The 24,720-nt window shown below is 71.5% G+C and carries 32 protein-coding genes; 29 read left to right on the top strand and 3 right to left on the bottom strand.

Annotated elements, in window-relative coordinates; genetic code table 11:
* The first annotated feature begins 47 nt into the window (after positions 1 to 47).
* The 8 genes from ACZ51I_RS10415 to ACZ51I_RS10380 all read left to right on the top strand — a co-directional run bounded on the left by ACZ51I_RS10415 (position 48) and on the right by ACZ51I_RS10380 (position 6,157).
* Positions 48 to 767 (top strand): GntR family transcriptional regulator, encoded by a 720-nt coding sequence (locus ACZ51I_RS10415; RefSeq protein ID WP_468873844.1) that lies wholly within the window; start codon positions 48 to 50, stop codon positions 765 to 767.
* Positions 768 to 855: 88 nt separating this feature from the next.
* Positions 856 to 1,875: a sugar ABC transporter substrate-binding protein gene (locus ACZ51I_RS10410; RefSeq protein WP_468873537.1), complete on the top strand. Its 1,020-nt coding sequence runs from the start codon at positions 856 to 858 to the stop codon at positions 1,873 to 1,875.
* Positions 1,872 to 2,927: an ABC transporter permease gene (locus ACZ51I_RS10405; RefSeq protein ID WP_468873535.1), complete on the top strand. Its 1,056-nt coding sequence runs from the start codon at positions 1,872 to 1,874 to the stop codon at positions 2,925 to 2,927. Before ACZ51I_RS10410 ends, ACZ51I_RS10405 begins: the two co-directional genes overlap by 4 nt.
* On the top strand, positions 2,924 to 3,718 hold the full coding sequence (locus ACZ51I_RS10400) for an ATP-binding cassette domain-containing protein (RefSeq protein ID WP_468873533.1): 795 nt from the start codon (positions 2,924 to 2,926) through the stop codon (positions 3,716 to 3,718). The genes ACZ51I_RS10405 and ACZ51I_RS10400 overlap by 4 nt, the downstream gene beginning before the upstream one ends.
* A gap of 37 nt (positions 3,719 to 3,755) precedes the next feature.
* On the top strand, positions 3,756 to 4,931 hold the full coding sequence (locus ACZ51I_RS10395) for an ROK family glucokinase (protein WP_468873531.1): 1,176 nt from the start codon (positions 3,756 to 3,758) through the stop codon (positions 4,929 to 4,931).
* Complete coding sequence (locus ACZ51I_RS10390; protein ID WP_468873528.1) at positions 4,928 to 5,506, top strand: hypothetical protein; 579 nt, start codon at positions 4,928 to 4,930, stop codon at positions 5,504 to 5,506. Before ACZ51I_RS10395 ends, ACZ51I_RS10390 begins: the two co-directional genes overlap by 4 nt.
* 82 nt (positions 5,507 to 5,588) lie before the next feature.
* Positions 5,589 to 5,735, top strand: a complete 147-nt coding sequence (locus tag ACZ51I_RS10385) for a hypothetical protein (protein ID WP_468873526.1) — start codon at positions 5,589 to 5,591, stop codon at positions 5,733 to 5,735.
* Positions 5,732 to 6,157: an FhaA domain-containing protein gene (locus ACZ51I_RS10380; protein WP_468873524.1), complete on the top strand. Its 426-nt coding sequence runs from the start codon at positions 5,732 to 5,734 to the stop codon at positions 6,155 to 6,157. The genes ACZ51I_RS10385 and ACZ51I_RS10380 overlap by 4 nt, the downstream gene beginning before the upstream one ends.
* A gap of 35 nt (positions 6,158 to 6,192) precedes the next feature.
* On the opposite strand, the gene ACZ51I_RS10375 is transcribed toward ACZ51I_RS10380, so the two are convergent.
* The gene (locus tag ACZ51I_RS10375; RefSeq protein WP_468873522.1) at positions 6,193 to 6,471 is read right to left on the bottom strand and encodes a GlsB/YeaQ/YmgE family stress response membrane protein; all 279 of its coding nucleotides are present in this window, start codon (positions 6,469 to 6,471) and stop codon (positions 6,193 to 6,195) included.
* 237 nt (positions 6,472 to 6,708) lie between these two features.
* On the opposite strand from ACZ51I_RS10375, the gene ACZ51I_RS10370 reads away from it, so the two are divergent.
* The 19 genes from ACZ51I_RS10370 (at position 6,709) to ACZ51I_RS10280 (ending at position 19,120) form a co-directional block, all read left to right on the top strand.
* A complete protein-coding gene (locus ACZ51I_RS10370) occupies positions 6,709 to 7,014 on the top strand; it encodes a gas vesicle protein GvpO (protein ID WP_468873519.1) in 306 nt (101 codons plus the stop codon).
* Between the two features lie 70 nt (positions 7,015 to 7,084).
* Complete coding sequence (locus ACZ51I_RS10365; protein ID WP_468873517.1) at positions 7,085 to 7,522, top strand: gas vesicle structural protein GvpA; 438 nt, start codon at positions 7,085 to 7,087, stop codon at positions 7,520 to 7,522.
* A 3-nt stretch (positions 7,523 to 7,525) separates the two neighbouring features.
* A complete protein-coding gene (locus ACZ51I_RS10360) occupies positions 7,526 to 8,239 on the top strand; it encodes a GvpL/GvpF family gas vesicle protein (protein WP_468873515.1) in 714 nt (237 codons plus the stop codon).
* A 21-nt stretch (positions 8,240 to 8,260) separates the two neighbouring features.
* Positions 8,261 to 8,518, top strand: a complete 258-nt coding sequence (locus ACZ51I_RS10355) for a gas vesicle protein GvpG (RefSeq protein ID WP_468873512.1) — start codon at positions 8,261 to 8,263, stop codon at positions 8,516 to 8,518.
* Between the two features lie 52 nt (positions 8,519 to 8,570).
* On the top strand, positions 8,571 to 9,005 hold the full coding sequence (locus ACZ51I_RS10350) for a hypothetical protein (RefSeq protein ID WP_468873510.1): 435 nt from the start codon (positions 8,571 to 8,573) through the stop codon (positions 9,003 to 9,005).
* Positions 8,998 to 10,038 (top strand): SRPBCC family protein, encoded by a 1,041-nt coding sequence (locus ACZ51I_RS10345; protein WP_468873508.1) that lies wholly within the window; start codon positions 8,998 to 9,000, stop codon positions 10,036 to 10,038. The genes ACZ51I_RS10350 and ACZ51I_RS10345 overlap by 8 nt, the downstream gene beginning before the upstream one ends.
* A 32-nt stretch (positions 10,039 to 10,070) precedes the next feature.
* Positions 10,071 to 10,502, top strand: coding sequence for a gas vesicle protein (locus tag ACZ51I_RS10340; protein WP_468873506.1), 432 nt, complete (start codon positions 10,071 to 10,073; stop codon positions 10,500 to 10,502).
* A complete protein-coding gene (locus ACZ51I_RS10335; RefSeq protein ID WP_468873504.1) occupies positions 10,499 to 11,329 on the top strand; it encodes a GvpL/GvpF family gas vesicle protein in 831 nt (276 codons plus the stop codon). Before ACZ51I_RS10340 ends, ACZ51I_RS10335 begins: the two co-directional genes overlap by 4 nt.
* On the top strand, positions 11,326 to 11,544 hold the full coding sequence (locus ACZ51I_RS10330; RefSeq protein ID WP_468873502.1) for a gas vesicle protein: 219 nt from the start codon (positions 11,326 to 11,328) through the stop codon (positions 11,542 to 11,544). Before ACZ51I_RS10335 ends, ACZ51I_RS10330 begins: the two co-directional genes overlap by 4 nt.
* Positions 11,538 to 11,906, top strand: coding sequence for a gas vesicle protein K (locus ACZ51I_RS10325; protein WP_468873500.1), 369 nt, complete (start codon positions 11,538 to 11,540; stop codon positions 11,904 to 11,906). The genes ACZ51I_RS10330 and ACZ51I_RS10325 overlap by 7 nt, the downstream gene beginning before the upstream one ends.
* A gap of 48 nt (positions 11,907 to 11,954) precedes the next feature.
* The gene (locus ACZ51I_RS10320; protein ID WP_468873498.1) at positions 11,955 to 12,341 is read left to right on the top strand and encodes a hypothetical protein; all 387 of its coding nucleotides are present in this window, start codon (positions 11,955 to 11,957) and stop codon (positions 12,339 to 12,341) included.
* A 194-nt stretch (positions 12,342 to 12,535) separates the two neighbouring features.
* The gene (pcaDC, locus tag ACZ51I_RS10315) at positions 12,536 to 13,795 is read left to right on the top strand and encodes a bifunctional 3-oxoadipate enol-lactonase/4-carboxymuconolactone decarboxylase PcaDC (protein ID WP_468873497.1); all 1,260 of its coding nucleotides are present in this window, start codon (positions 12,536 to 12,538) and stop codon (positions 13,793 to 13,795) included.
* A 9-nt stretch (positions 13,796 to 13,804) separates the two neighbouring features.
* A complete protein-coding gene (locus tag ACZ51I_RS10310; protein WP_468873495.1) occupies positions 13,805 to 14,437 on the top strand; it encodes an MBL fold metallo-hydrolase in 633 nt (210 codons plus the stop codon).
* Positions 14,438 to 14,483: 46 nt separating this feature from the next.
* Complete coding sequence (locus ACZ51I_RS10305; protein ID WP_468873493.1) at positions 14,484 to 15,263, top strand: exodeoxyribonuclease III; 780 nt, start codon at positions 14,484 to 14,486, stop codon at positions 15,261 to 15,263.
* Positions 15,264 to 15,331: 68 nt separating this feature from the next.
* The gene (locus tag ACZ51I_RS10300) at positions 15,332 to 15,775 is read left to right on the top strand and encodes a DUF6278 family protein (RefSeq protein WP_468873490.1); all 444 of its coding nucleotides are present in this window, start codon (positions 15,332 to 15,334) and stop codon (positions 15,773 to 15,775) included.
* Positions 15,776 to 15,925: 150 nt separating this feature from the next.
* On the top strand, positions 15,926 to 16,672 hold the full coding sequence (locus ACZ51I_RS10295) for an amino acid ABC transporter ATP-binding protein (protein WP_468873488.1): 747 nt from the start codon (positions 15,926 to 15,928) through the stop codon (positions 16,670 to 16,672).
* A 14-nt stretch (positions 16,673 to 16,686) separates the two neighbouring features.
* Positions 16,687 to 17,604: a glutamate ABC transporter substrate-binding protein gene (locus tag ACZ51I_RS10290; RefSeq protein WP_468873486.1), complete on the top strand. Its 918-nt coding sequence runs from the start codon at positions 16,687 to 16,689 to the stop codon at positions 17,602 to 17,604.
* Positions 17,605 to 17,621: 17 nt separating this feature from the next.
* Positions 17,622 to 18,266, top strand: a complete 645-nt coding sequence (locus ACZ51I_RS10285) for an amino acid ABC transporter permease (RefSeq protein WP_468873483.1) — start codon at positions 17,622 to 17,624, stop codon at positions 18,264 to 18,266.
* Positions 18,263 to 19,120 carry an amino acid ABC transporter permease gene (locus tag ACZ51I_RS10280; protein ID WP_468873482.1) on the top strand — a complete coding sequence of 286 codons (858 nt, stop codon included), beginning with the start codon at positions 18,263 to 18,265 and terminating at the stop codon, positions 19,118 to 19,120. Before ACZ51I_RS10285 ends, ACZ51I_RS10280 begins: the two co-directional genes overlap by 4 nt.
* A 37-nt stretch (positions 19,121 to 19,157) precedes the next feature.
* Here ACZ51I_RS10280 and ACZ51I_RS10275 read toward each other — a convergent pair whose 3' ends face one another.
* A complete protein-coding gene (locus ACZ51I_RS10275; RefSeq protein ID WP_468873479.1) occupies positions 19,158 to 20,708 on the bottom strand; it encodes an alpha/beta fold hydrolase in 1,551 nt (516 codons plus the stop codon).
* Positions 20,709 to 20,853: 145 nt separating this feature from the next.
* Here ACZ51I_RS10275 and ACZ51I_RS10270 point away from each other — a divergent pair, with 145 nt between their 5' ends.
* Entirely contained in the window at positions 20,854 to 22,098 is a 1,245-nt protein-coding gene (locus ACZ51I_RS10270) for a cytochrome P450 (RefSeq protein WP_468873477.1), read from the top strand.
* On the opposite strand, the gene ACZ51I_RS10265 is transcribed toward ACZ51I_RS10270, so the two are convergent.
* Positions 22,049 to 22,783 (bottom strand): hypothetical protein, encoded by a 735-nt coding sequence (locus tag ACZ51I_RS10265; protein WP_468873474.1) that lies wholly within the window; start codon positions 22,781 to 22,783, stop codon positions 22,049 to 22,051. The genes ACZ51I_RS10270 and ACZ51I_RS10265 overlap by 50 nt on opposite strands.
* 104 nt (positions 22,784 to 22,887) lie before the next feature.
* On the opposite strand from ACZ51I_RS10265, the gene ggt reads away from it, so the two are divergent.
* A complete protein-coding gene (gene ggt, locus ACZ51I_RS10260; protein ID WP_468873471.1) occupies positions 22,888 to 24,693 on the top strand; it encodes a gamma-glutamyltransferase in 1,806 nt (601 codons plus the stop codon).
* Positions 24,694 to 24,720 lie beyond the last annotated feature (27 nt).

Genomic DNA, 24,720 nt, shown 5'->3' with positions numbered 1-24,720 from the left:
CTCCCTGCGTGTCCAAGCAGTCCGGCTCCCCCCTGCCCCCGCTCTCCGTGGACCGCAGCAGTCCGGTCCCGCTCTACTTCCAGCTCGCCCAGCAGCTGGAGAGCGCCGTGGAGAACGGGACGCTGTCCCCGGGCACCCTCCTCGGCAACGAGATCGACCTCGCCACCCGTCTGGGCCTCTCCCGGCCCACCGTCCGCCAGGCCATCCAGACCCTCGTCGACAAGGGCCTCCTGGTCCGCCGCCGGGGCGTCGGCACCCAGGTCCTGCCCCGCAGGGTCCGGCGGCCCATGGAACTGAGCAGCCTCTACGACGACCTCGCCGCCGCCGGGCAGCGCCCCGCCACCCGCGTCCTGGTCAACCGCCTCGAACCCGCCGCGGGACCGGTCGCGTCCGCCCTGGGCGTACCCGAGGGGACCGAGGTCCACTACCTGGAGCGGCTCCGCACCGCGCACGGCGAGCCCATGGCGTACCTGTGCAACCACCTGCCCGCGGGGATCCTCGCCCCGGACACCGGCCTCCTGGAGACCACCGGCCTCTACCGCATGCTCCGCTCCGCCGCGCTCAGCCTGCACAGCGCCCGCCAGGCCGTCGGCGCCCGTGCCGCGACCGCCGACGAGGCCGCGCTCCTCGACGAGCCGGAGGGCGCCCCGCTGCTCACCATGGAGCGCGTCACCTTCGACGACACCGGCCGCGCCGTCGAGTACGGCTCCCACCTCTACCGGGCCGCCCGCTACTCCTTCGAGTTCCAGCTGATGGTCCGTCCGTAGCCACTCCAGGGGGGCCCTGACCAGCGCCATGACCCGCATGACCGATACTGCAATGCACGCAGAAGGACACAAAGGAGGGCACGGCCTCGTGACCAGGCTTCGGACAGGAGGGGTACGCGCCGCAGTCGGCGCGGTCCTCGCCCTGGCACTCACCGCGGCGCTCGCCGGGTGCAGCAGCACCGGCGGAAAGCGGGCGGAGGACGCCCGCAAGGCCGCCGAGGCCCAGGGCAGAGCAGCCGTCGACACCCCCCGGTGGACCTTCGCCATGGTGACCCACTCGGGTGACGGCGACACCTTCTGGGACATCGTCCAGAAGGGCGCCAAGCAGGCCGCCGCCAAGGACAACATCAATTTCCTCTACGCCCACAACGACGAGGGCCAGCAGCAGGCGCAGCTGATCGACTCCTACGTCGCCAAGGGCGTCGACGGACTGATCGTCACCCTCGCCAAGCCCGACGCGATGAAGGCCGCCGTCGAGAAGGCCGTCAAGGCCGGCATCCCGGTCATCACCGTGAACTCGGGCGCCGAGCAGTCCCGGGCCTACGGGGCGCTCACCCACATCGGACAGGACGAGACCGTCGCCGGCGAGGCCGTCGGCGAGGAGCTCGACAAGCGCGGGAAGAAGAAGGCCCTCTGCGTCCTGCACGAGCAGGGCAACGTCGGCCACGAGCAGCGCTGCGCCGGTGTGAAGAAGACCTTCGGCGGCGAGCTGGTGAACCTGTACGTCGACGGCACCAACATGCCCGACGTCAAGGCGTCCATCGAGGCCAAGCTCCAGTCCGACAAGGGCGTCGACGCCGTCGTCACCCTCGGCGCCCCCTTCGCCGACACCGCCGTCCAGGCCGTGAAGGGAGCCGGCAGCAAGGCCGAGGTCGAGACCTTCGACCTCAACGCCAAGGTCGCCACCTCCCTGGAGGCCGGCACCCTCGGCTTCGCCGTCGACCAGCAGCCCTACCTCCAGGGCTACGAGGCCGTCGACCTGCTCTGGCTGTACCGCTACAACGCCGACGTCCTCGGCGGCGGCAAGCCGGTTCTGACCGGCCCCCAGATCATCACCAAGGACCAGGCCGCCGCGCTGAAGCAGTACGCGGATCGGGGCACCCGATGAGCTCCACCGCCCCGCCGTCGGACGGTGTCGACCACGTCGACGAACGACTGCTCCGCACCACCCCGCTGAAGAAGCTGCTCGGCCGCCCCGAACTCGGTTCGGTCGTCGGCGCGATCGCCGTCTTCGTCTTCTTCGCGGTGGTCGCCGACAGCTTCCTGAACCCGTCCAGCCTCGGCACCGTCCTCTACGCGGCCTCCACCATCGGCATCATGGCCGTCCCGGTCGCCCTGCTGATGATCGGCGGCGAGTTCGACCTCTCCGCCGGTGTCCTGGTCACCAGCTCCGCGCTGATCTCCTCGATGTTCAGCTACCAGCTGACGGCGAACGTCTGGGTCGGCGTCGGCGTCTCCCTGCTGGTCACCCTGGCGATCGGTGTCTTCAACGGCGTCATGCTGACCCGCACCAAGCTGCCCAGCTTCATCATCACGCTCGGCACCTTCCTCATGCTGACCGGCCTGAACCTGGGCCTCACCAAGCTGATCAGCGGCACCGTCTCCACCAAGACCATCGCCGACATGGAGGGCTTCCCCTCCGCGCGGAAGCTCTTCGCCTCGGAGGCGACGATCGGCGGCGTCGAGTTCAAGGTCACCATCCTGTGGTGGCTGGGTCTCGTCGCGCTCGCCACCTGGATCCTGCTTCGCACCCGCTTCGGCAACTGGATCTTCGCCGTCGGCGGCGGTGCCGACGCGGCCCGCGCGGTCGGCGTCCCCGTCTACCGCACGAAGATCGGCCTCTACATGGGCGTGGCCTTCTGCGCCTGGATCTCCGGCCAGCACCTGCTGCTCTCCTTCGACGTCGTCCAGTCGGGCGAGGGCGTCGGCAACGAGCTGATCTACATCATCGCGGCCGTCATCGGCGGCTGCCTGATCACCGGCGGATACGGCTCGGCCATCGGCTCGGCGGTCGGCGCCCTCATCTTCGGCATGACCAGCAAGGGCATCGTGTACGCCGAGTGGAACCCCGACTGGTTCAAGTTCTTCCTGGGAGCGATGCTCCTCCTGGCGACCCTGCTGAACGCCTGGATCCGCAAGCGTGTGGAGGCGACCAAGTGACCACGGAGCCGACTCCGCTCGTGGAGCTGACGGACGTCAGCAAGTACTACGGCAACATCCGCGCCCTCGAAGGGGTCTCCCTGGAGGTCCGCGCGGGCGAGATCTCCTGCGTCCTCGGAGACAACGGCGCCGGCAAGTCCACCCTCATCAAGATCGTCGCGGGTCTCCACCGGCACGACGCCGGCACCTTCCGCATCGAGGGCGAGGAGGTCACCCTCGCCAACCCGCGCGACGCCCTCGACCGGGGCATCGCCACCGTCTACCAGGACCTCGCCGTGGTCCCCCTGATGCCGGTCTGGCGGAACTTCTTCCTCGGCTCGGAGCCCACCAGGGGCTCAGGACCCTTCAAGCGGCTCGACGTGGGCCTGATGCGGTCCACCACCCGCGAGGCGCTGCTCCGCATGGGCATCGACCTCCGGGACGTCGACCAGCCGATCGGCACCCTCTCCGGCGGTGAGCGCCAGTGCGTGGCCATCGCCCGCGCCGTCCACTTCGGCGCCAAGGTCCTCGTCCTCGACGAGCCGACCGCCGCGCTCGGCGTCAAGCAGTCCGGGGTCGTCCTGAAGTACGTCGCCGCCGCCCGTGACCAGGGTCTCGGCGTGGTCCTCATCACGCACAACCCGCACCACGCCTACCTCGTCGGCGACCGGTTCGTCCTCCTCAAGCGGGGCCTCATGGCCGCGAGCCACACCAAGGACTCCGTCACCCTCGACGAGTTGACCCGGCAGATGGCGGGCGGCAGCGAGCTGGAGGACCTGCGCCACGAGCTGGAGCGGCCGGCCGGCGCGTAACGGCCCCCTCACCCCCCACCTGGCAGAATCGGAGCCGATGAGTACCTACCGTGACCTCGCCCACCGGGGAGCCGCCCGCGGGACCGTGCTGCGGACCGTCGGGTCCCGGGAGCGGCGCTCCCACCTGACGGCGCCCCGGGTGCCGACCGTCGGCATCGACATCGGCGGTACGAAGGTGATGGCCGGCGTCGTCGACGCCGACGGCAACATCCTGGAGCAGCTCCGCACGGAGACGCCGGACAAGTCCAAGAGCCCCAAGGTCGTCGAGGACACCATCGTCGAACTGGTCCTCGACCTCTCCGACCGGCACGACGTCCACGCCGTCGGCATCGGCGCGGCCGGCTGGGTCGACGCCGACCGGGCCCGGGTCCTCTTCGCCCCGCACCTCGCCTGGCGCAACGAGCCCCTCCGCGACGCCCTCCAGGGCCGCCTCGCCGTCCCCGTCATGGTCGACAACGACGCCAACACCGCCGCCTGGGCCGAGTGGCGCTTCGGCGCCGGACGCGGCGAGGACCACCTCGTCATGATCACCCTCGGTACCGGCATCGGCGGCGCCATCCTGGAGGACGGGCAGGTCAAGCGGGGCAAGTACGGCGTCGCCGGCGAGTTCGGCCACATGCAGGTCGTCCCCGGCGGCCACCGCTGCCCCTGCGGCAACCGCGGCTGCTGGGAGCAGTACAGCTCAGGCAACGCGCTGGTCCGCGAGGCCCGCGAGCTGGCCGCCGCCGACTCCCCGGTCGCGCACCAGATCATCGAGCGGGTCAAGGGGAACATCCCCGACATCACCGGCCCCCTCATCACCGAACTCGCCCGCGAGGGCGACGCCATGTGCGTCGAGCTGTTCCAGGACATCGGCCAGTGGCTCGGCGTCGGCATCGCCAACCTCGCCGCCGCCCTCGACCCCTCCTGCTTCGTCATCGGCGGAGGCGTCTCCGCCGCCGACGACCTGCTCATCGGCCCCGCCCGGGACGCCTTCCGCCGCCACCTCACCGGCCGCGGCTACCGGCCCGAGGCCCGCATCACCCGCGCCCAGCTCGGCCCCGAGGCCGGCATGGTCGGCGCCGCCGACCTCGCCCGGCTCGTCGCCCGCCGCTTCCGCCGCGCCAACCGGCGCCGCGTCGAGCGGTACGAACGGTACGAGCGCTACGCCCAGGCCCTGCGCAACGGCACGACGGCCCGGGCCCCCCGTACCCCCGAGGACCCCCCTTCATGACCGTGCCCCACCAGTCCACCCCGTCCCGCACCCCGCACGACAAGCTGCCCGAGGACCGCCGGCACATGATCCGCCGCCGCTGGCTGACGGCCGTCATCATCGTGCTCCTCGTCGGCATCCCGGCCGGCTACCTCGTCATCTCGGCGGGCCAGAGCCGTGACAGCGGCCGCGACAAGGAGCGCGAGTCCTCGGCGGCGGGGCTCCAGGCCAACTGGCCCTCGCTGATGAAGCGCCGGGTCTTCGAGGTCCCGATCCCGTCCGGGGCCTGGGACGTCGCCTACTACGAGACCAGCAACTGGAAGACCAGCCGGCTGTACGTCCAGTTCACGACGACAGCCGGCGGCCTCGACGCCTTCCTCGCCGAGTCCGGGACCGCCCGTTCGGCGCTGACCCCGGGCCGGATCACCGTCGGCGAGCGCGACGCCGAGATCGCCGGCTGGGGCTTCGTCGACGGCATGACGTGGGCGGGCACCAGCGTGACCCGCGAAGACCCCCGGCCGCGCACCGACATCACCGTGGACCTCACCGAGCCCGCCTTCCCCCGGGTGTACGCGGTCTCCACCACCAGCCCCTGACCTCCTCTCAAGCAGCCCGAAGTCGCGGACATCCTCCCGCCGTCCCCGGGTAGGCGGACCGTACACGGCCCAAGGAGGAGACATGTCCGGACTGATCGCCCGCATCAAGCAGTTCACCCGCAGTCCGCAGGGACAGCGGACGATCGCGTCGGCCCGCCGCGCCGCCGCCGACCCGCGCACGCGCGACCAGGCGCGCAGGCTGTTCGGGCGGCTGCGTGGGCGACGGTGACCGGCGGCAGGCACGGGGGCGGAAAAGGGCTCTCCCGGTGGGAACGGGCCCTGGAACGCTGGCAGGACAGCCTGCTCTCCAAGGTCCGCCACCGTGAACACGTCGAACTGCTCGAGGCACTGCACCACGAGTGCGACGACCACGCCGTGGTGTGCAGCGAGACCAGGGTGGTCGTACCCAACGCCTACGAGGTGGAACTGGACCCGCGGGTGCACGAGGAGCTCATCCGCCGCGGACGGGGTGACGTGGGGGAGGCCCTGACGGACGATCTGGCCCGTTACGGGGAGCGGAAGGGCTACGAGTGGGCCGGCCCGCTGACCGTACGCGTCACCTCCTCCACCTGCCCGTCCGGTGAGCCGTACCGGGTGTCCAGCAGCCCGATGCCCCACGTACGGGCGGACGCCTTTCCCGAGGGCGACTGAACAAGCCCCGTCCGGGGGCCTGTTCAGGGCGGGTGTCAGTGCCTGGGCGGGTGGACGTGGCCCAGGACGCGGTCCAGGCCCGCCACGCCGAGTGCGGCGAGAGCGACCTGGACCAGGCACTCCGTCCAGTCGACACCCCGTGTACCCGCCAGCCCGAAGAGGGCGGCGACCAGCGATCCGAGCAGCGCCGCGGCGATCCCCACCACAAGCGTCCACAGCACGCCGATGTGTTGTCTGCCGGGCAGGACGAGGCGGCCCAGCAGGCCGACCACTACGCCGATGATCACGGCGCTGAGGATTCCCGAAATCGTCACCACTGGCCTTTCGCCGGACTCTCGACACGTTCCGCCCCGCCTACCCGCACCGGGGCGAGTAATTCGGAGGCGAAAACGCGGGAGTGAAAGTCACGGGAGATGCCGGCATCCGGTCGATGAATCGGTCGCCCTCACGCATACGTTCGGATCGCAGGGGCACGCGAACGGCAGCCACACTCGACGGCCGGAGATCTTCTCCGCGCCGATCCCCAGGGGCATGGAGGCGAGATCAGAAACATGACCGAGGAAAAGAAGGGCGGAACGGCCGAGGCCACCACCGGCGGGCGATGCGACGTCGCCACCGCCATGCGCCACGCCTCCGGCCGGCTCGCGGAACTGCTCCGTTGCGAGCCGGGATCCGTCTCGGCGGTGCGGCGCACCGACGAGGGATGGTCGGCGGACGTGGAAGTGGTCGAACTCGAAAAGGTCCCCGACACCATGAGCGTGATGGCGACCTACCACGTCGAACTCGACGCCGGGGGAGACCTCATCGCCTACGAACGCGTCCGTCGATACGCGAGGGGGCAGATCGACCGCCGCTGAAACCAGCGCGTGACCGGCGGGCCGGTGCGGAAATCGCCGGCCCCGTGCGCATCACCGGGAGGAGATCATCATGACACTCGTCCAGCAGAGCAATGCCTCGACCGGCGGCAGTGGTTCGGGCAATCTCTACGACGTACTCGAACTCATTCTTGACCGAGGGCTCGTGATCGACGCGTTCGTCCGCGTCTCCCTCGTCGGAATCGAAATACTCAAGGTCGACGTCCGGGTGGTCGTCGCCAGCGTCGACACGTATCTGCGGTTCGCGGAGGCGTGCAACCGGCTCGACCTGGAGTCCGGGCGCAAGGCGCCCACCCAGCTCACCGACATCGTCGGCGAGATGACCGAGAGCGGAGCCAAGGGCAAGTCCAAAGGAGCGCTGAGCGGCGCCGTGGAGGCCATCACGGACACCCTGCAGGGCAAGCGCGACGAGCCCGAGGAAGAGCCCCGCAAGCGCACGGCCCGCAAGTCGACGTCCAGCCGTCAGACGGCCCAGAAGCGAGAGGAGTAACCCTTGTCCACGTACGTCTACGCCATCACCGGCGCCACGCACCCCCTGCGCCTGGACGGTCTGCGAGGAGTCGGCGACCCGCCGTCGGAGCTGCGCACCGTCCGCACCGACACCCTGACGGCCGTCGTGAGCGACGCGCCTCCCGGCCTGCGGGCCAAGCGGCGCGACGTGATGGCCCATCAGAGCGTCCTGGAAGCGCTCATGGCCGACGGGGCGACCCTGCCGATGCGGTTCGGCCTGCTCGGCCCCGACGACGAGCGCGTCGCCGAGGTCCTGGGCCGGGAGGAGCCCACGTACCAGCAGCGGCTCGCGGAGCTCGACGGTCACGTCGAGTACAACCTCAAGGCAGGCAGGGACGGGGACGACATGCTCCGCGAGGTCCTCACCGACTCCGCGCAGGCCCGGGAACTCAACGAGCGCACCCGCGGCGGCTCCGGCACCCACGAGGACCGGGTCGCCCTGGGCGAGCTGGTCTCGCGCGAGGTCGCCGCCCGGGGCGAGCGGGAGGCCGGCGAGATCGTGACCCTGCTGAGCGGGTCGGCCACCCGCTCCACCGTCGCCGATGTCGGTGGCGACCACTTCCTCAACGCCTCGTTCCTGATCCCGTCCGAGCAGACGGACGCGTTCGTCCAGGCCGTCCAGGCCGAGGCCGACCGGCGCGGGGACGCGTACCGCTTCACCCTCACGGGACCACTGCCGCCGTACAGCTTCGTCTGACGGGGCCGGGAGGAGAGGGGCATGGGCCTCATAGCCGGCATTCTGACCCTCCCGCTGGCGCCGGTCCGCGGCACCGCCTGGGTCCTCGACCAGGTGATCTCCGCCGCCGAGCGGGAGTACTACGACCCCGGGCGGGTGCGCGGGCAGCTGGCGGCGCTCGAACAGGAGCTGACGAGCGGCCGCATCGACGCCGACGAGTTCGACCGCCGCGAGGACGAGCTCCTGGACCGGCTCGAAGAGGCCGAGGAGTACTGGCAGGGCTCGGGGAACGGCAGCTGAGCCCACGCCGACGACAGACAGACCGACCGGGGGAGGACGAGGTGCACGGAAGATGACGAAGAACGCCCGGATAGGCGCGGCCCTGGTGGGGGGATACCTGCTGGGGAGGACCAGGAAGGCCAAACTCGCTCTGGGATTCGGTCTGTTCCTCGCCGGGAGAAGACTCGACCTCGACCCCCGCCGGCTCGGTCAGGCCCTGGCCGCCTCGCCGCTGGCCGGCAGCCTGAACGACCAGGTGCGCAAGGAGCTGGTGGAGGCCACGAAGGCCGCGGCGGCGGCGGCCCTGACCCAGCGGGTGGAAGGCTTCGCCGACTCCCTGAACGAGCGCACGCGGGCCATCGGCGCGCCCGCCGAGGACGAGGCCACCGGTCGGAAGAAGCCCGCCGCCGGCACCCGCAAGTCGGCCGGTACGACGCGCAGAAGAACAGCGGCCAAGAAGACCGCGTCGTCGGCCGGCCGCAAGCGGGGCGGTGGCGACGATGACTGACTCGGCACTCGGCAGACTCAGGAACGAGCTGGCCGACCACCCCGCCACCGACCGGCTCAAGGAAGAGCTCCACTCCTATGTGCGCGCCCGGACCGAACACGCGGTGACGCGACTCGGAGCCAAACTGGGCGAGGGAGTCGCCAGGCTGGCGGACCCCGGGAAGGGCGCGGGCGACGCTGCCAAGGGCGGCCATGCGCTCCCCGACAAGGTCAAGGGCCTGTTCGGCGGCGGCCGTTCCCCGGGAGGCGGCAAGGCCAGGAGCATGACGATCGTCGAGGACATCGACGTCGGCGTGCCCGTGCGCGAGGCATACGACCAGTGGACACGCTTCCAGGAGTTCAGCACCTTCGCCAAGGGCGTCGTGAGTGTCGAGCAGACGGACGACACGACGAGCAACGGGACGGTGAAGGTCGCCGCGTCCACGCGCAGCTGGACCGCGAACGTCACGGAGCAGGTGCCGGACGAGCGCATCGCGTGGACCACCGAGGGCGCGAAGGGCACCGTGAAGGGCGTGGTGACCTTCCACCGGCTCACCGACGACCTCACGCGGGTGCTGCTGGTCCTCGAGTACGTCCCGAAGGGACTCATCGAGAAGACCGGCAGTCTCTGGCGTGCCCAGGGCCGCCGTGCGCGGCTCGACCTCAAGCGTTACCGCGCGTTCCTCATGCTGCGCGGCGAGGCCCCCGAGGGCTGGCGTGGCGAGATCCGCGACGGCGAGGTGGTGGTCGGCCACGACGAGGCGATCGACGAGGAGGAGGCGGCCGAGCCGGAGGCCGCCGACGAGGACGGCTTCGAGGACGCCGCCGATGAGGACGAGGACGTCCCCGTAGACGAGTACGAGGCGGGCGAGGACGAAGAGCTCGACGATGAGGAGCTCGACGACGAAGAGCCCGAGGACGAGTACGTCGACGAGTCCGAGACCGACGCCGAGGAGGAAGAAGACCTCCCCGACGACGAGCCGGAAGACGAGCCGGAAGAGGAGCCCAGGCCCGCCCGGCGCTCCCGGCGCCGGACCGCCGCCTCCGCTCGCTGACCGACAAGCCGCACAGGACAGGAGGTGACACCGTGTCCGATTCACTGGCCGGCCGCTTGCCGGGCCCGCCGCGAGCCGCTCCCGCCCAAGGGGCGCAGGGCTCGTCCGCGAACCTGGCGGACATCCTCGAGAGGGTGCTCGACAAGGGCATCGTCATCGCGGGCGACATCCGGATCAACCTGCTCGACATCGAACTGCTGACGATCAAGCTCCGCCTCCTGGTCGCGTCCGTCGACAAGGCGAAGGAGATGGGCATCGACTGGTGGGAGCACGACCCGTCGCTCTCCTCCCGGGCCCGGCCCACCCCGTCCGTGGAGTCCGCTCCGGCCGCGGGCGACTCCCTGGCCGAGGAGAACGAGCGGCTGCGGGCCGAGCTGGCCCAGCTGCGGGCAGCGGCCGGGTTGCCCGGCCCCTCGTCCGGCGCGGAGCACGCTTCCCGGCAGGAAGAGGAGGAGACGCGGTGAGCAACGACCCCCGGCCCCGGGCGGACGAGCCGCCCGGCTCCGGTCAGGAGATGTCGTACGTCTACGCCGTCGGCCGCGCCGACGAGCCCGCCCTGCGGGACGTCGCCGCCCGCCTGACCGGCGTCGACGGAAGGCCCCTTCGGCTGGTCGACGCCGCCGGCCTCGCGGCGGTGGTGTCCTCCGTGCCGTCCGGCGCGTTCGGGGAGCAGGGCCTGCGCACGCAGCTGGAGGACATGGCCCGGCTGGAGCTGATCGCCCGTTCCCACCACGCGGTGGTCGACGCCGCGTTCGCGGAGGCGACCGTCCTGCCCATGCGGCTGGCGACCGTGTACCTGGACGACACCCGGGTCGCCGAGACGCTCACCGCGGAGCGCGACCGTTTCCTGGACCTGCTGGCTCGCCTCGACGGTCATGTGGAACTCGGCGTGAAGGTCTACGTCGACGCCGGCGCGGTGCCACCGCCGAAGGCGGAGGAGGCGGAGGCCGTCGCGGCGAGCCCGGGACGTGCGTACCTCCAGCAGCGCCGGGCCCAGCGCCGCAGCACCCAGGACCTCTACCGGGCAGCGGCGGTCACCGCCGCAGAGGCGGTCCGCGCGGCGGAGGGACTCTCCCACGCGCGGGTCGTCCACCGGCCGCAGCAGGGCGAGCTGGCGGCGGCGCGGGGTGAGAACGTCGCGAACGAGGCGTATCTCGTGCCCACGCGTGCCGTCGCCCGGTTCACGGCCGCGCTCGGTTCGCTGGCCGACGCCACCCCGGGCGTGCACGTCGAGGTGACCGGCCCGTGGGCCCCGTACTCCTTCGCCACGGAGGAAGGTGTGGCCCGATGACGGGCGGCACGCGGACCGCAGGCGGCGCCCTCGCGACGCCCGAGCCCCTCGCCGGACCGCCCGTCGCCCTGATCGACCTCCTGGACCGGCTCCTCAACGGGGGAGCGGTGCTCACCGGCGACCTTGTCCTCTCCATCGCGGACGTCGACCTGGTCCACATCAACCTGCGTGCGGTGATCCGGTCCATCACGGGAGAGGAGCCGGCGCCGTGGTGAGCCGAGCGAGCGAGACACCCACCCCAGCCGAGGCCTTCGGCCTGCGGCCGGCGCTGCCGGGCGAGAGCGAGGGCTCCGCGGTGGCGCAGCGCCTGGCGACGGACCCGGACACGGTGGAACGGGACCTGATCAAACTCGTCCTGACCATCGTCGAACTGCTCCGGCAGCTGATGGAGCGCACCGCCGTGCACCGCGTCGACCAAGGCGATCTGACGGAGGATCAAGAGGAGCGTATCGGGATGACGTTGATGATCCTGCACGACCGTATGGGCGAACTCTGCGACCGGTACGGCCTGACGATGGACGACCTCAATCTGGACCTGGGCCCCCTGGGATCGCTGCTTCCCCGGGACGGCGGCTGATCCCCCTGGGCCTGTGTGATTTCACCCGAAGCGGCAAGGAGGAACGTCATGACTGCTGAAAACGACAACACCAAGAAGTCCGGCACCCCGAGTGCCAAGAAGACGGCGGGCGCCAAGGCCGCCACCGCCGGACGGACGGCCGCGAAGCGCGCCACCGCCTCCTCGGCCGGCGAGGCCACCGGGCGTGCCGGCCGGGCGGCGGCCGACTCCCTGCAGAGTGGCCGGCGGCTGGTGACGGACAACGCCGCCAAGGCGGCCACGATGGCGGCCACGGCCTGGACGGTCGTCAAGCACCGCAAGACGGTGGCCGCCGGCGCGGCGGCCGGTGTCGCCGGTGTCGCCGGCGCCGCGTTCGCCATAGGCCGCTCCACGGCCAAGCCGGTGACCGGTCCCCTGACGGGCCCGCTGACCCGTCTCGCGCGCGGCCGGATCTGAGCGGCTGAGCGGGAAGACGCGGGCGGCAGCGCCCGCGCAGCCCGTGGGCACGGTGATCCGCCCGGTCCGGCCGGGCGGATCACCCGCGCCCGCCGTGGGCGGCACTTCCGGACCTGCTGTGCGGCGGAGGGGAAGAGGCGGCTAAGTTCGACCCGGCGATGTGCGCGACAGAATGAGATGAGAGGGTCGAGCGGGTGAGCGAGACACCACCGAACACCCTGCAATACCGCGTCGACGGTCGAGAAGACGCCCCGGTCCTGGTCCTCGGGCCCTCCCTTGGCACCACATTCCACATGTGGGACCGGCAGATACCGGAGCTCTCCCGCGACTGGCGGGTCGTCCGCTTCGACCTGCCGGGGCACGGGGGCGCGCCCGCGGAGCCCTTCACCTCGGTCGCCGAGCTCGGCGACCGGCTCCTCGCCACGCTCGACGCGCTCGGCGTCCAGCGCTTCGGGTACGCCGGCTGTTCCCTCGGCGGCGCGGTCGGCCTCGACCTCGCCCTCCGCGCGCCCCACCGGGTCGCCTCGCTCGCGCTGGTCGCGACCTCGCCCCGGTTCGGCACCGCCGACGAGTTCCGTCAGCGCGGCGTCATCGTCCGCGCCAACGGTCTGGAGCCGATGGCCCGCACCGCCCCCGAGCAGTGGTTCACCCCGCTCTTCGCGGGCGCGCAGCCCGCCATCGTCGACTGGGCCGTCCAGATGGTCCGGACGACCGACCCCGTCTGCTACATCGCCGCCTGCGAGGCCCTCGCCGTCTTCGACGTCCGCGAGGCCCTCGGCAGCATCGGCATCCCCGCGCTCGTGCTCGTCGGCTCCGAGGACCAGGTCACCGGGCCCGCCGAGGCCCGCACCCTGGTCGCCGGCATCGCCGACGCCCGGCTCGCCGTCGTCCCCGGCGCCTCCCACCTCGCCCCCGTCGAGCAGCCCGCCGCCGTCACCGACCTGCTCACCGAGCACTTCGCCGGTACGGCCCAGGAACCCAGCGGCACCCTGACCGTGCCGCCGCCGCGCACGCCGCCCGTCCCCGCGACCGAGCCCGCTCCGGCCGCCCCGGCCGCCGAGCCCACCGGGGGCGGCCGGCCCGACCCGTACGAGAAGGGGATCGCGCTGCGCCGCGAGGTCCTCGGCGACGCCCATGTCGACCAGGCCCTCGCCGCCGACCCCGACGGCTCCTTCCAGGAGCTCGTCACCCGTTACGCCTGGGGCGAGGTCTGGAGCCGCGAGGGGCTCGACCGGCGCACCCGCAGCGTCGTCACCGTCACCGCCCTCGTCGCCGGGGGCCACCGGGAGGCCCTCGCCGACCACACCCGCGCCGCCCTCCGCAACGGCCTGTCGCCCGACGAGCTCCGCGAGATCGTGCTCCACGCGGGCGTGTACTGCGGCCTTCCGGCCGCCGAGACGGCGCTGCGGGTGGTCACCCGCGTCATCGCGGAGGAGACGACACCCCCGGCGTAGCCTGGTCGCGTGAAGCTGACGAAGAAGTCCCACGCCTGCGTGCGGCTGGAGAAGGACGGCCGCACGCTCGTCCTCGATCCCGGCATGTTCACCGAGGAGGACGCCGTCCTCGGAGCCGACGCGCTGCTCGTCACCCACGAGCACCCCGACCACTTCGACGAGGGCCGGCTGCGCGCCGCACTGGACGCGAACGCGGCCGCCGAGATCTGGACGCTGCGCAGCGTCGCCGACCGGCTCTCGGCGGCCTTCCCGGGGCGGGTGCACACCGTGGGGAACGGTGACACCTTCACGGCGGCCGGTTTCGACGTCCAGGTCCACGGCGAGCTGCACGCGGTGATCCACCCGGACATCCCGCGCGTCACGAACGTGGGCTACCTCGTCGACGCCGCCGTCTTCCACCCCGGCGACGCGCTCACCGTGCCCGACCAGCCCGTCGACACCCTGCTGCTGCCCGTCATGGCCCCCTGGAACAAGATCTCCGAGGTCATCGACTACGTCCGCGAGGTCAAGCCCCGCCGGGCGTACGACATCCACGACGCGCTGCTCACGGACCTCGCCCGGCCCATCTACGACCGCCAGATCGGCGCGCTCGGCGGCACCGCCCACGCCCGCCTCGCCCCGGGTGCCTCCGCCGAGCTCTGAGCGGTGCGGGGCCCGGCTGTCACACCCCGCCAGTAGGCTTGCGGACATGCGCATCGCCACCTGGAACGTCAATTCGATCACCGCCCGGCTGCCCCGGCTCCTGGCCTGGCTGGAGAGCAGCGGCACCGACGTGCTGTGCATCCAGGAGACCAAGTGCACCGCCGAGCAGTTCCCCGCCGAGGAGCTGCGCGCCCTGGGCTACGAGTCGGTGGTCAACGCCACCGGCCGGTGGAACGGCGTGGCCCTGGTCTCCCGGGTCGGCCTCGAGGACGTGGTCACCGGCCTGACCGGCGGCCCGGAGTACAAGGCGCTGGAGGAGCCCCGGGCGATCTCCGCGACCTGCGGCCCGGTCCGCGTCTGGTCGGTGTACGTGCCGAACGGCCGCGAGGTGGCCCACGAGCACTACGCGTACAAGCTGCGCTGGCTGGAGGCGCTCAAGGCGGCCGTCGCGGAGGACGCGGCGGGGGAGCGCCCCTTCGCGGTCCTCGGCGACTACAACATCGCCCCGACCGACGAGGACGTCTGGGACATCGCCGTCTTCGAGGGCGCTACGCACGTGACGGAGCCGGAACGGGCCGCGCTCGCCGGGCTCCGCGAGACCGGCCTCACCGACGTGGTCCCGCGCCCCCTCAAGTACGACCGCCCCTTCACCTACTGGGACTACCGCCAGCTCTGCTTCCCGAAGAACAAGGGCATGCGCATCGACCTGGTCTACGGGAACAAGACCTTCGCCGAGGCGGTCACCGACAGCTATGTGGACCGCGAGGAGCGCAAGGGCAAGGGCGCCTCGGACCACGCGCCGGTGGTCGTCGACCTCGACCTCTGAGGGCCGGGTCGCGATGATCACCGCGCGCCGGGTGGTCGACCGGGAGGCGACGGTGCGACGCTGTTCGGATGAACATTCCCTTTCTGGACAGCTGGCGCAAGCGGCATGAGCCGGAACCCGTGGACTCCCCCCTGGCCGCGGTCTTCGACCGCGACCCGGAGGGAGTGGCGGAGCTCCTCTCCGAGTGCGAGCTGCTGCGCTCCCGCGTCGCGGAGGCCGGGGTGGCCCTGGACGACACTCCGCACTCCCTCCAGGAGCTCGACCAGCTCGCGCCCCGCTGGCGAAACGATCCGGAAGAGCTCCCCTGGTTCGGGAACGACGCGGGGCTCTACCTCGGCACCGTGATCGTCCGGAACGTGCCGGGCGCCCGATGGCAGGTGTGGCCCGGCGGCAGCCCCGTGGTGCGGCTCGCCTCCGGCCGGGAGATCCAGGTCGTCGAGGCCGGTCTCGACTGGGCGATGACGGGCGTGCCGCAGCTCTCCCAGGTGTACGCGGAGGCCTCCGAGCACTGAGCCTCCGCCTGCCCGGCACCCCGCCCGCACCACCCTTCCGCAGTAAATACGGCTTATTCCCGTTTCATGCGTGTCGGGCGTGAAGTCCCTTTTCCTGGTGGATAGTTTGCGCTGACCGCGACACCGCTGAGAGATGGGGCAGGGCAGCGTATGGCCGTCGTCGATCCGCTGATCGAACTGCGTGGCGTCAACAAGCACTACGGTGCGCTGCACGTCCTCCAGTCCATCGACCTCACCGTCGGGCGCGGCGAGGTGGTCGTGGTCATCGGCCCCTCCGGATCGGGGAAGTCCACTCTCTGCCGCGCGATGAACCGGCTGGAGCGCGTCGAGTCGGGCGAGATCGTCATCGACGGCCGGCCCCTTCCCGAGGAGGGCAAGGCGCTGGCCCGGCTGCGCGCCGAGGTCGGCATGGTCTTCCAGTCCTTCAACCTCTTCGCGCACAAGACCGTCCTCGCGAACGTCTCCCTCGCGCAGATCAAGGTCCGCAAGCGCAAGAAGGAGGAGGCCGAGCGGCGCTCCCGCGAACTCCTCGAACGGGTCGGACTCGTCGCGCACGCCGACAAGTACCCCGCCCAGCTCTCCGGCGGCCAGCAGCAGCGCGTCGCCATCGCCCGCGCCCTCGCCATGGACCCCAAGGCCCTCCTCTTCGACGAGCCGACCTCCGCGCTCGACCCCGAGATGATCAACGAGGTCCTGGAGGTCATGCAGCAACTGGCCCGCGAGGGAATGACGATGGTGGTCGTCACCCACGAGATGGGCTTCGCCCGCTCCGCCGCCAACCGGGTCGTCTTCATGGCCGACGGGAAGATCGTCGAGGACCGCACGCCGGAGGAGTTCTTCACCGCCCCGCGCAGCGAGCGCGCCAAGGACTTCCTCTCCAAGATCCTCAAGCACTGACCTGGGTGGGAACCATGCAGCGTACGCACCGGACCCTGGCCGCGCTCGCCCTGCTGCTCGCCGTGGCGTCGGCGCTCGGCGGCTGCGGCAAGGAGGGCAGCCCGCCCGTCAAGGGGCCGCAGCCCGACCAACTCCCCGTCTATCAGGTCCAGTCCGGCTTCACCCTGCCCGATTCGGCCACCTGGAACCGGGCGAAGAAGCGCGGCCGGCTCGTCGTCGGCGCCAAGGAGGACCAGCCCTACATGGGCGAGAAGGACCCGGCCACCGGCCGCTACTCCGGCTTCGACATCGAGATCGCCAAGATGATGGCCGCCTCCCTCGGCTTCGACCCGGCCCGCGTCGACTTCCGTACGATCGCCTCGGCCAACCGCGAGACGGCACTCCAGAACGGCCAGATCGACTACTACGTCGGCACGTACACCATCAACGACAACCGCAAGAAGCTCGTCGGGTTCGCCGGCCCCTACTACCGCGCCGGCCAGTCCCTCCTGGTCCGCACCGACGAGCGCGACATCGACGGGCCCGGGGACCTGGCCGGCAAGCGGGTGTGCTCGGCCGCCGGCTCCACCCCGTACCAGCGGATCGAGAAGGACTACCCGAAGGCCGAACTCGTCGCCTACGACACCTACTCCGCCTGCGTGGACAACCTGCTGACCTACCAGGTCGACGCGGTGACCACCGACGACACGATCCTCATGGGCTACGCCGCCAAGGTCCCCGACGAACTCAAGGTCGTCGGCAAGCCGTTCTCCGAGGAGCCGTACGGCATCGGTGTCCCGCGAGGCGACGACGCGCTGCGCTTCGCCCTCGACGACGCCCTCGCCGCCCACGAGAAGAACGGCGACTGGCGGAAGGCGTACGACGCCACCCTCGGCCTCTCCGGGGTCCCCGCCCCGCAGCCCCCCGCCATCGACCGCTACCCGGCCAACTGAGGACTCGCCCTGCTGACATGGACGTACTCACAGACAACTTCTCGCTCTATGCCGAGGGGTTCCTCGGCACCGTGGAAATCACCGTCTACGCCTCGGCCCTCGCCCTCGTCCTGGGCTTCGTCATGGCCTCCTTCCGGGTCGCGCCCGTGGGCTCCTTCCGGGTCTTCGGCACGGTCTGGGTCACCGTCCTGCGCAACACCCCGCTGACCCTGCTCTTCTTCGCGGTCATGTTGGGCCTGCCCCGCTTCGGACTCGTGCTGCCCTTCAAGCTGTTCGCGGTCCTCGCCCTCGGCTGCTACACCTCCGCCTTCATCTGCGAGGTGCTGCGCTCCGGCATCAACACCGTGCCGCGCGGCCAAGGGGAGGCCGCCCGCAGCCTGGGCATGACCTTCTCCCAGACCCTCTCCACGATCGTGCTGCCGCAGGCCTTCCGCACGGTCATCCCGCCCATCGGCTCCACCCTCATCGCCCTCGCCAAGAACTCGGCGATCGCGGGGGCGTTCAGCGTCACCGAACTCCTCGGCACCTACAAGACGCTGAGCGAACTCGGCTACAACATCGTCTGGACGTTCGTCTGGATCGCCGTCGGATACCTGATCATCACCCTCACCATCAGCGCCCTCTTCAACATCCTGGAGAAGCGCTGGGGAGTCGCCCGATGACCGAGTCCACCGCCCTCTACGACATCCCCGGGCCGAGCGCGCGGCGTCGTCACCTCCTCTACGGACTCGCGTCCACCCTGGTGATCCTCGCGCTGGCCGGCTGGATCCTCTCCCTGCTCTTCGACACCGACCAGTTCACCTCCACCAAGTGGACGCCCTTCGCGTACGAGGGCATCCAGGAGCTGCTGCTCAGGGGGCTCGGCAACACGCTCAAGGCCTTCGCCTACGCCTCGGTGCTCTCGCTCGCCCTCGGCGCGGTCCTCGCCACCGGGCGCCTCTCCGAGCACCGGGTGCTGCGGTGGATCTCGACGCTGCTCGTCGAGTTCTTCCGCGCCATGCCCGTCCTCGTGATGATCTTCTTCATCTTCGTGGCCCTCAAGGTGCAGCCGCTGCCCGCGCTCGTCGCCGGACTCACCCTCTACAACGGCTCCGTGCTCGCCGAGGTCTTCCGCACCGGCATCCACTCCGTCGCACGCGGCCAGGGCGAGGCCGCGTACGCGCTCGGCATGCGCAAGACGCAGGTCATGACGTACGTCCTGGTGCCGCAGGCCGTCCGCGCGATGCTGCCGGCCATCATCAGCCAGCTCGTGGTCGCCCTCAAGGACACCTCGCTGGGCTTCCTCATCACCTACGAGGAGTTCCTGCACGCCGGCAAGCTGATCGCGTCCAACCTCGACTACGACCTGCCGTTCATCCCCGTCGTGCTCGTCATCTCACCGATCTACATCGGGATGTGCATGCTGCTCTCCTGGTTCGCCACCTGGGTGGCCCGCAGGGAGCGCCGCAGCCCGAAGACGAAGGCCGTGGACGTCGCAGCGGCCGAACCGCAGACGCTGCTGCCGGGACAGCAGTAGCGGGCAAGAGCCGCACCCGCCCGGCAGCAGCCGGTGATCACTCCGCCCGCAGCGGAACCGACACGTACGACGGGTCGGCCGAGGGGGAGGAGAAGGTCAGCTGCGCGCCGGTCGGGTTGTGCTCGATGTAGAGCGGGTCGACGGTGTCGACGACCAGCGCGAGCCGGTGCCCGGCCGGGACGTCGTAGGCCGTCGAGAAGAGCTCCAGGTCGACGCCGAACGGCTGCCCCGGGGTCCGGTCGTGGAAGGTGTACGGGGCGTTGCTCACCAGCTTGCCCAGCCCGAGCGGGCCCACGTCGTAGAGGTACGCGACGAGGGTGCCGCTCTCCTCGGTGGAGCTGACCGTGGTGTGCACCTTCACCGTCCCGCGCACCCGCTGCGGGGTGTCGTACCGCTCCGACTGCCAGACGCCGGCGAAGGCGCGGGGGAGAAGGGGGATCGAGGCGACGGGCGGGGCCTGGAAGAACTGGTCCAGGAGGTTGGAGAGCATGACGACGCCGCCGTTGGCGCCGGAGTCGACGTTGGCCCGGATCCGCTGCGTACCGCCCAGGTCGAACTTCCGCCGGTCGGCGTCGAGGGACTTCCAGTCGGCGTAGCCCTCGTACCCGGCGTCGGACCGGGGCTTGAGCTGGACGGGCTGTTCGCGGTCGACTCCGTTGTCGGCGCCCTTGAGGTAGTGGTCGAACCAGCGGTGGGCGCTGGTCCAGGTGTCGTTGGGCAGACCGAGGAGGCCGGTGGCCTCGGCGGTGGCGTGGTCGCCCGGACGGAACTCGAGCCGCTTGGGTCCGGTGAGCTTCTCGTAGAAGCCCGCGTACTGGTTGGGCGGGAAGACGGTGTCGCCCCAGGCGTTGCCGAGCATGATCGCGGTGCCGTTGGCGTTGATCCGGTCCAGCTGCTCGACGGCGGAGCGCTCGCGGCCCCAGGCGATCATGTCCTCCTCCTTGGCCAGGTTGGAGGAGAGGAAGTCACCGAGGATCTGCTGGAGTTCGGGCCCGGGGCGGCCCGTGAGGTATCCGGCGCCGCCGAGCAGGGCGGCGGCCTGGAGGTGCTGGGTGCGGCCGCTGTAGATGGAATCGATCAGGTCGGCCCAGCCACTGAGCGCCGCGACGGCCTTGATCCGCGGGTCGTGCGCGGCCGCGAGCAGGCTGATGCCCGCGCCGTACGAGACTCCCGCCATGCCCACGTGGGCCGGGTCGGCCGGGGTGTTCGCGAGGGCCCAGTCGATCACCTTGGAGGCGTCGGCGATGTCCCTGGGGCCCGCGGTCTCGATCTCCCCGCCCGACTGCCAGAAACCGCGCGAGTTGTAACTCACCACGACGTAACCGGAGTCGGCGAGCTTCCGCGCCTGGGCGAGGTACTCGACCTGGGGCATGGCCCAGCTGGTGGGCAGCACGATCAGGGGGTGGCGGGCGGCGTCGTCTCCGGCGGGGGTGACGACGTTCGCCTTGAGGACGGTGCCGCCGTCCCCGGCGATGTCGACGAAGCGGAGGGATCCGGCGGTCTCGGCGGCCTGGGCGGCGGGCGCGAGCCCGAGGACCGACCCGGCCACGAGAGCGGCCGAGACGGCAAGGGCAAGGGATGTGCGCACGGGGGCACTCCTCACTGGGGGGCACTGTTGGGGGGCAGTGAAAGTGACCCGACGGTAACCGGCGCGACTTACCCGTGGTAACCGGTCGGTAAGTTACGTGCGGGTAACGATTGCGCGGGTGCGCGGGCACCCCCAGTCTTGATCCGTGGAACTCCCCGACGTCTTCGACCCGCGCATCTACGCCGCCGGCATCCCGCACGACCGCTTCCGCATCCTGCGCGACCTGGCGCCCATCGCCCGGCAGGAGGAGCCGGAGGTTCTCGGCTGGGCCGCCGGGACCGGGTTCTGGGCCGTCACCCGGCACGCCGACGTCGTCCGGGTGCTCAAGGACTCGGAGACGTACTCCTCGCACCTCGGCGCCACCCAGATCCGCGACCCCGACCCGGCCGACCTGCCCTTCATCCGGCGCATGATGCTCAATCAGGACCCGCCGGACCACGGGCGGTTGCGGCGGCTCGTCAGCCGGGCCTTCACCCCGGGGCGGATCGAGCGCTTCACCGTGACAGCGCGCGACCGGGCCCGCGCGCTGCTCGGCGCGGCCTTCGCGGACGGCGGCGAGGTGGACCTCGTCCGCTCCGTCACCGACGACTACGCGCTGCTCAACCTCACCGACCTGCTCGGGGTGCCCGCGAGCGACCGGGGGCTTCTGCACGCCTGGACCGAGCGGGTCATCGCCTACCAGGACCCCGACGAGCCGCCGGTCCTCGACGCCGAGGGGCGGCCGGTCAACCCCCGCTCGCCGGCCATGCTCGCCGAGATGTTCGGTTACGCGCAGGAGCTCGCCGCGTACAAGCGCACATATCCTGCGGACGACGTCATGAGCGTCCTCGCCGCCTCCGAACTCGCCGACGCCGAGCTGGAGATGTTCTTCTTCCTGCTCACCGTCGCCGGGAACGACACCGTCCGCAGCGCGGCCCCCGGCGGCGTCCTCGCCCTCGCCGGACACCCGCTGGAACAGAGAAGGCTGTGGGCCGGTGAGGTCTCCATGGGCACGGCGGTGGAGGAACTCCTGCGCGTGCACCCACCCGTGCTCTCCTTCCGCCGCACCGCCGCCCGAGACACCGAGCTGGCCGGGCAGAAGATCCGCGAAGGCGACAAGGTCGTCGTGTTCCACGCCTCCGCCAACCACGACGAGCGCGTCTTCGCCGAGCCGCACCGCCTCGACCTCGGCCGGACCCCCAACCCGCACGTCTCCTTCGGCGACGGGCCGCACGTCTGCCTCGGCGCCCACTTCGCCCGGCTCCAGCTCCGCGTGTTCTACGAGGAGGTGCGCGCGGTCTGCGGCGGTCTGGAACCCGCCGGACCGCCCCGGCGCCTCGTCTCCAACTTCATCAACGGGATCAAGTCGCTGCCGGTGCGGCCGACGGCGCCGTCCGCGCCGCGCTCGTGACGTCCGCCACCAGCTCCACCACATCGGGCCCGTACGCCTGCGAGTCGACCACCCTCAGCAGCAGTACGAAGGAGCCGTACGGCCCGTACCCGGCGGTCAGCGCCTTGTGGTGGCGGGCCAGATACCGCGCCGCGGCCTGATTGGTGACCGCGGCCTGGCCGCAGAGCAGGAACACCGGCCGGCGGCCCTCGCCACGGGTGAGGCGCGCGAGGACCACGTACTCGTCGACCCCCCACACCGGGCGGTGGGTCTCGCCCGCCACGGTGATCATCCCCCGGTCCTCGGGCGGCTCCTGCTCGACGTTCATCGTGAGCCCCGGCAGCAGGCTCCGCAGATGGGCAGCCATACGCCGGTTGGAGTAAGGGCCGCCGATGCAGAATTCGGCTATCTCCCCGAGGCCCTGGCGGGCGGTGTCGTGCTGCACGATCCGGGGCCGCGCCCCGCAGTCCTTGACCAGCGCCGCCAGCTCGAGCAGCGCCGACACGTCGGTGGCGTGCACCCCGCGGTCGCTGCCGGCCAGACGGTTCACCACGAGCAGACACTCCGAGCCGGAGGGCAGCCCGAAGAAGGCCTGCTTGCGGCGCAGACGCCGCCGCCAGAAGTAGGTGCGGGTCAGCCACCCGAGGGAGCCGCTGACGCCGGTGGCCAGGACCCCGAGCACCACGTTGCGCAGGTCTTCGTTCATGGGCGCGCATGCTAGCGGCGAAACGGCCCTCTGTTCGAGGCGCTCCTGACGGAAAGGGCCGCGGGAAGTTACGCTGCGCGGACGGTCGTTGACTGGAGGTACGAATGCGGCGCTCCACCACTGGCAGGGTCTCTCTGCTCGCCGTCACGGCGACGGTCCTCTCGATCGGCGCCGCCGCGCCGCCGAAGGCCCCGCCCGTCGTGGACCCACCGGTCAAGGAACCCGTCGCCGTCGGGTACGGCGGCGCCGTCGCCAGCGTCGACGCCGACGCCTCGGCCGCCGGCATCGAGGTCCTCCGCGAGGGCGGCAACGCGGTCGACGCCGCTGTCGCCGTCGCGGCCGCCCTCGGAGTCACCGAGCCGTACTCGGCGGGCATCGGGGGCGGCGGATACTTCGTGTACTACGACGCGAAGAGCCGGACCGTGCGGACCGTCGACGGGCGCGAGACCGCGCCCCGCACCGCCGACGCCGGCCTCTTCGTGGAGAACGGCACGCCCATCCCCTTCGAGGAGGGCCAGACCAGCGGCCTCGGCGTCGGCACCCCCGGCACCCCCGCCACCTGGAAGACCGCCCTCGACGCCTGGGGCACCAAGCGGCTCGGCACCCTGCTCGAACCCGCCGAGCGGCTCGCCCGCGACGGCTTCACCGTCGACCCCACGTTCCGCGCCCAGACCGCCGCCAACGAGGCCCGGTTCCGCGACTTCCCGGCCACCTCGGCGCTCTTCCTGCCCGGCGGGCAGCTGCCCGTGGTCGGCAGCGTCTTCAAGAACCCCGACCTGGCCCGTACGTACGAGAAGCTCGGCCGCGAAGGCGTCGGCGCCCTCTACCGGGGGCCGCTCGCCCGGGACATCGTCAACACCGTCCGTACGCCCCCGCTCCGCGCGGGCGCCACCCGCACCGTCCGTCCCGGGGACCTGACGGAAGCCGACCTCGCCGCGTACCGCACCGAGTCCCGCAGGCCCACGAAGGTCTCGTACCGCGGGCTCGACGTCTACGGCATGGCCCCGTCCTCCTCGGGCGGCACGAGCGTCGGCGAGGCGCTCAACATCCTGGAGCGCACCGACCTCGCGGCGGCCTCCCCGGCCCGCTACCTGCACCGGTACATCGAGGCCAGCCGCATCGCCTTCGCCGACCGGGGCCGCTGGGTCGGCGACCCGGCCTTCGAGTCCGTGCCGACGCGCGGCCTGCTCTCCCAGCGGTTCGCCGACTCCCGGGCCTGCCTGATCCGCGACGACGCCGCCCTCACCAGTCCGCTCGCCCCGGGTGACCCCGCCCGTCCGGCGCCCTGCGCCAGCGGGGGGACGGCCGCCCCGACCACGTACGAGGGCGAGAACACCACCCATCTGACGGTGGCCGACAAGTGGGGCAACGTCGTCGCCTACACCCTCACCATCGAGTCCACCGGCGGCAGCGGCATCACCGTGCCCGGCCGGGGCTTCCTGCTCAACAACGAACTGACCGACTTCTCCTTCGCCCCGGCCAACCCGGCGGTCCACGACCCCAACCTGCCCGGCCCCGGCAAGCGGCCGCGCTCCTCGATCTCCCCGACGATCGTCCTCGACCGGCACCACCGGCCCGTCCTCGCGCTCGGCTCGCCGGGCGGCGCGACCATCATCACCACGGTCCTGCAGACCCTGACGGGTGTCGTCGACCGGGGTCTTCCGCTCGTCGACGCGATCGCCGCGCCGCGTGCCAGCCAGCGGAACCAGGCCACCACCGAGCTCGAACCTGCCCTGTGGAACAGTCCGTTGAGGACTCAGCTGGAGGGTATCGGGCACGGCTTCCGGCAGAACCCGGAGATCGGCGCGGCGACCGGCGTGCAGCGCCTCCCCGACGGCCGCTGGGTGGCCGCCGCGGAGACGGTCCGCAGGGGCGGGGGCTCGGCGATGGTGGTGCGGCCGGCGTCCTGACGACGGCCGTACCGACGGAGGTCCCGG

It is taken from the genome of Streptomyces sp. NPDC034084 (assembly GCF_055575535.1).
Note: the sequence above shows the minus strand (reverse complement) of the source record. Positions and strands in the feature narration are given on the sequence as shown.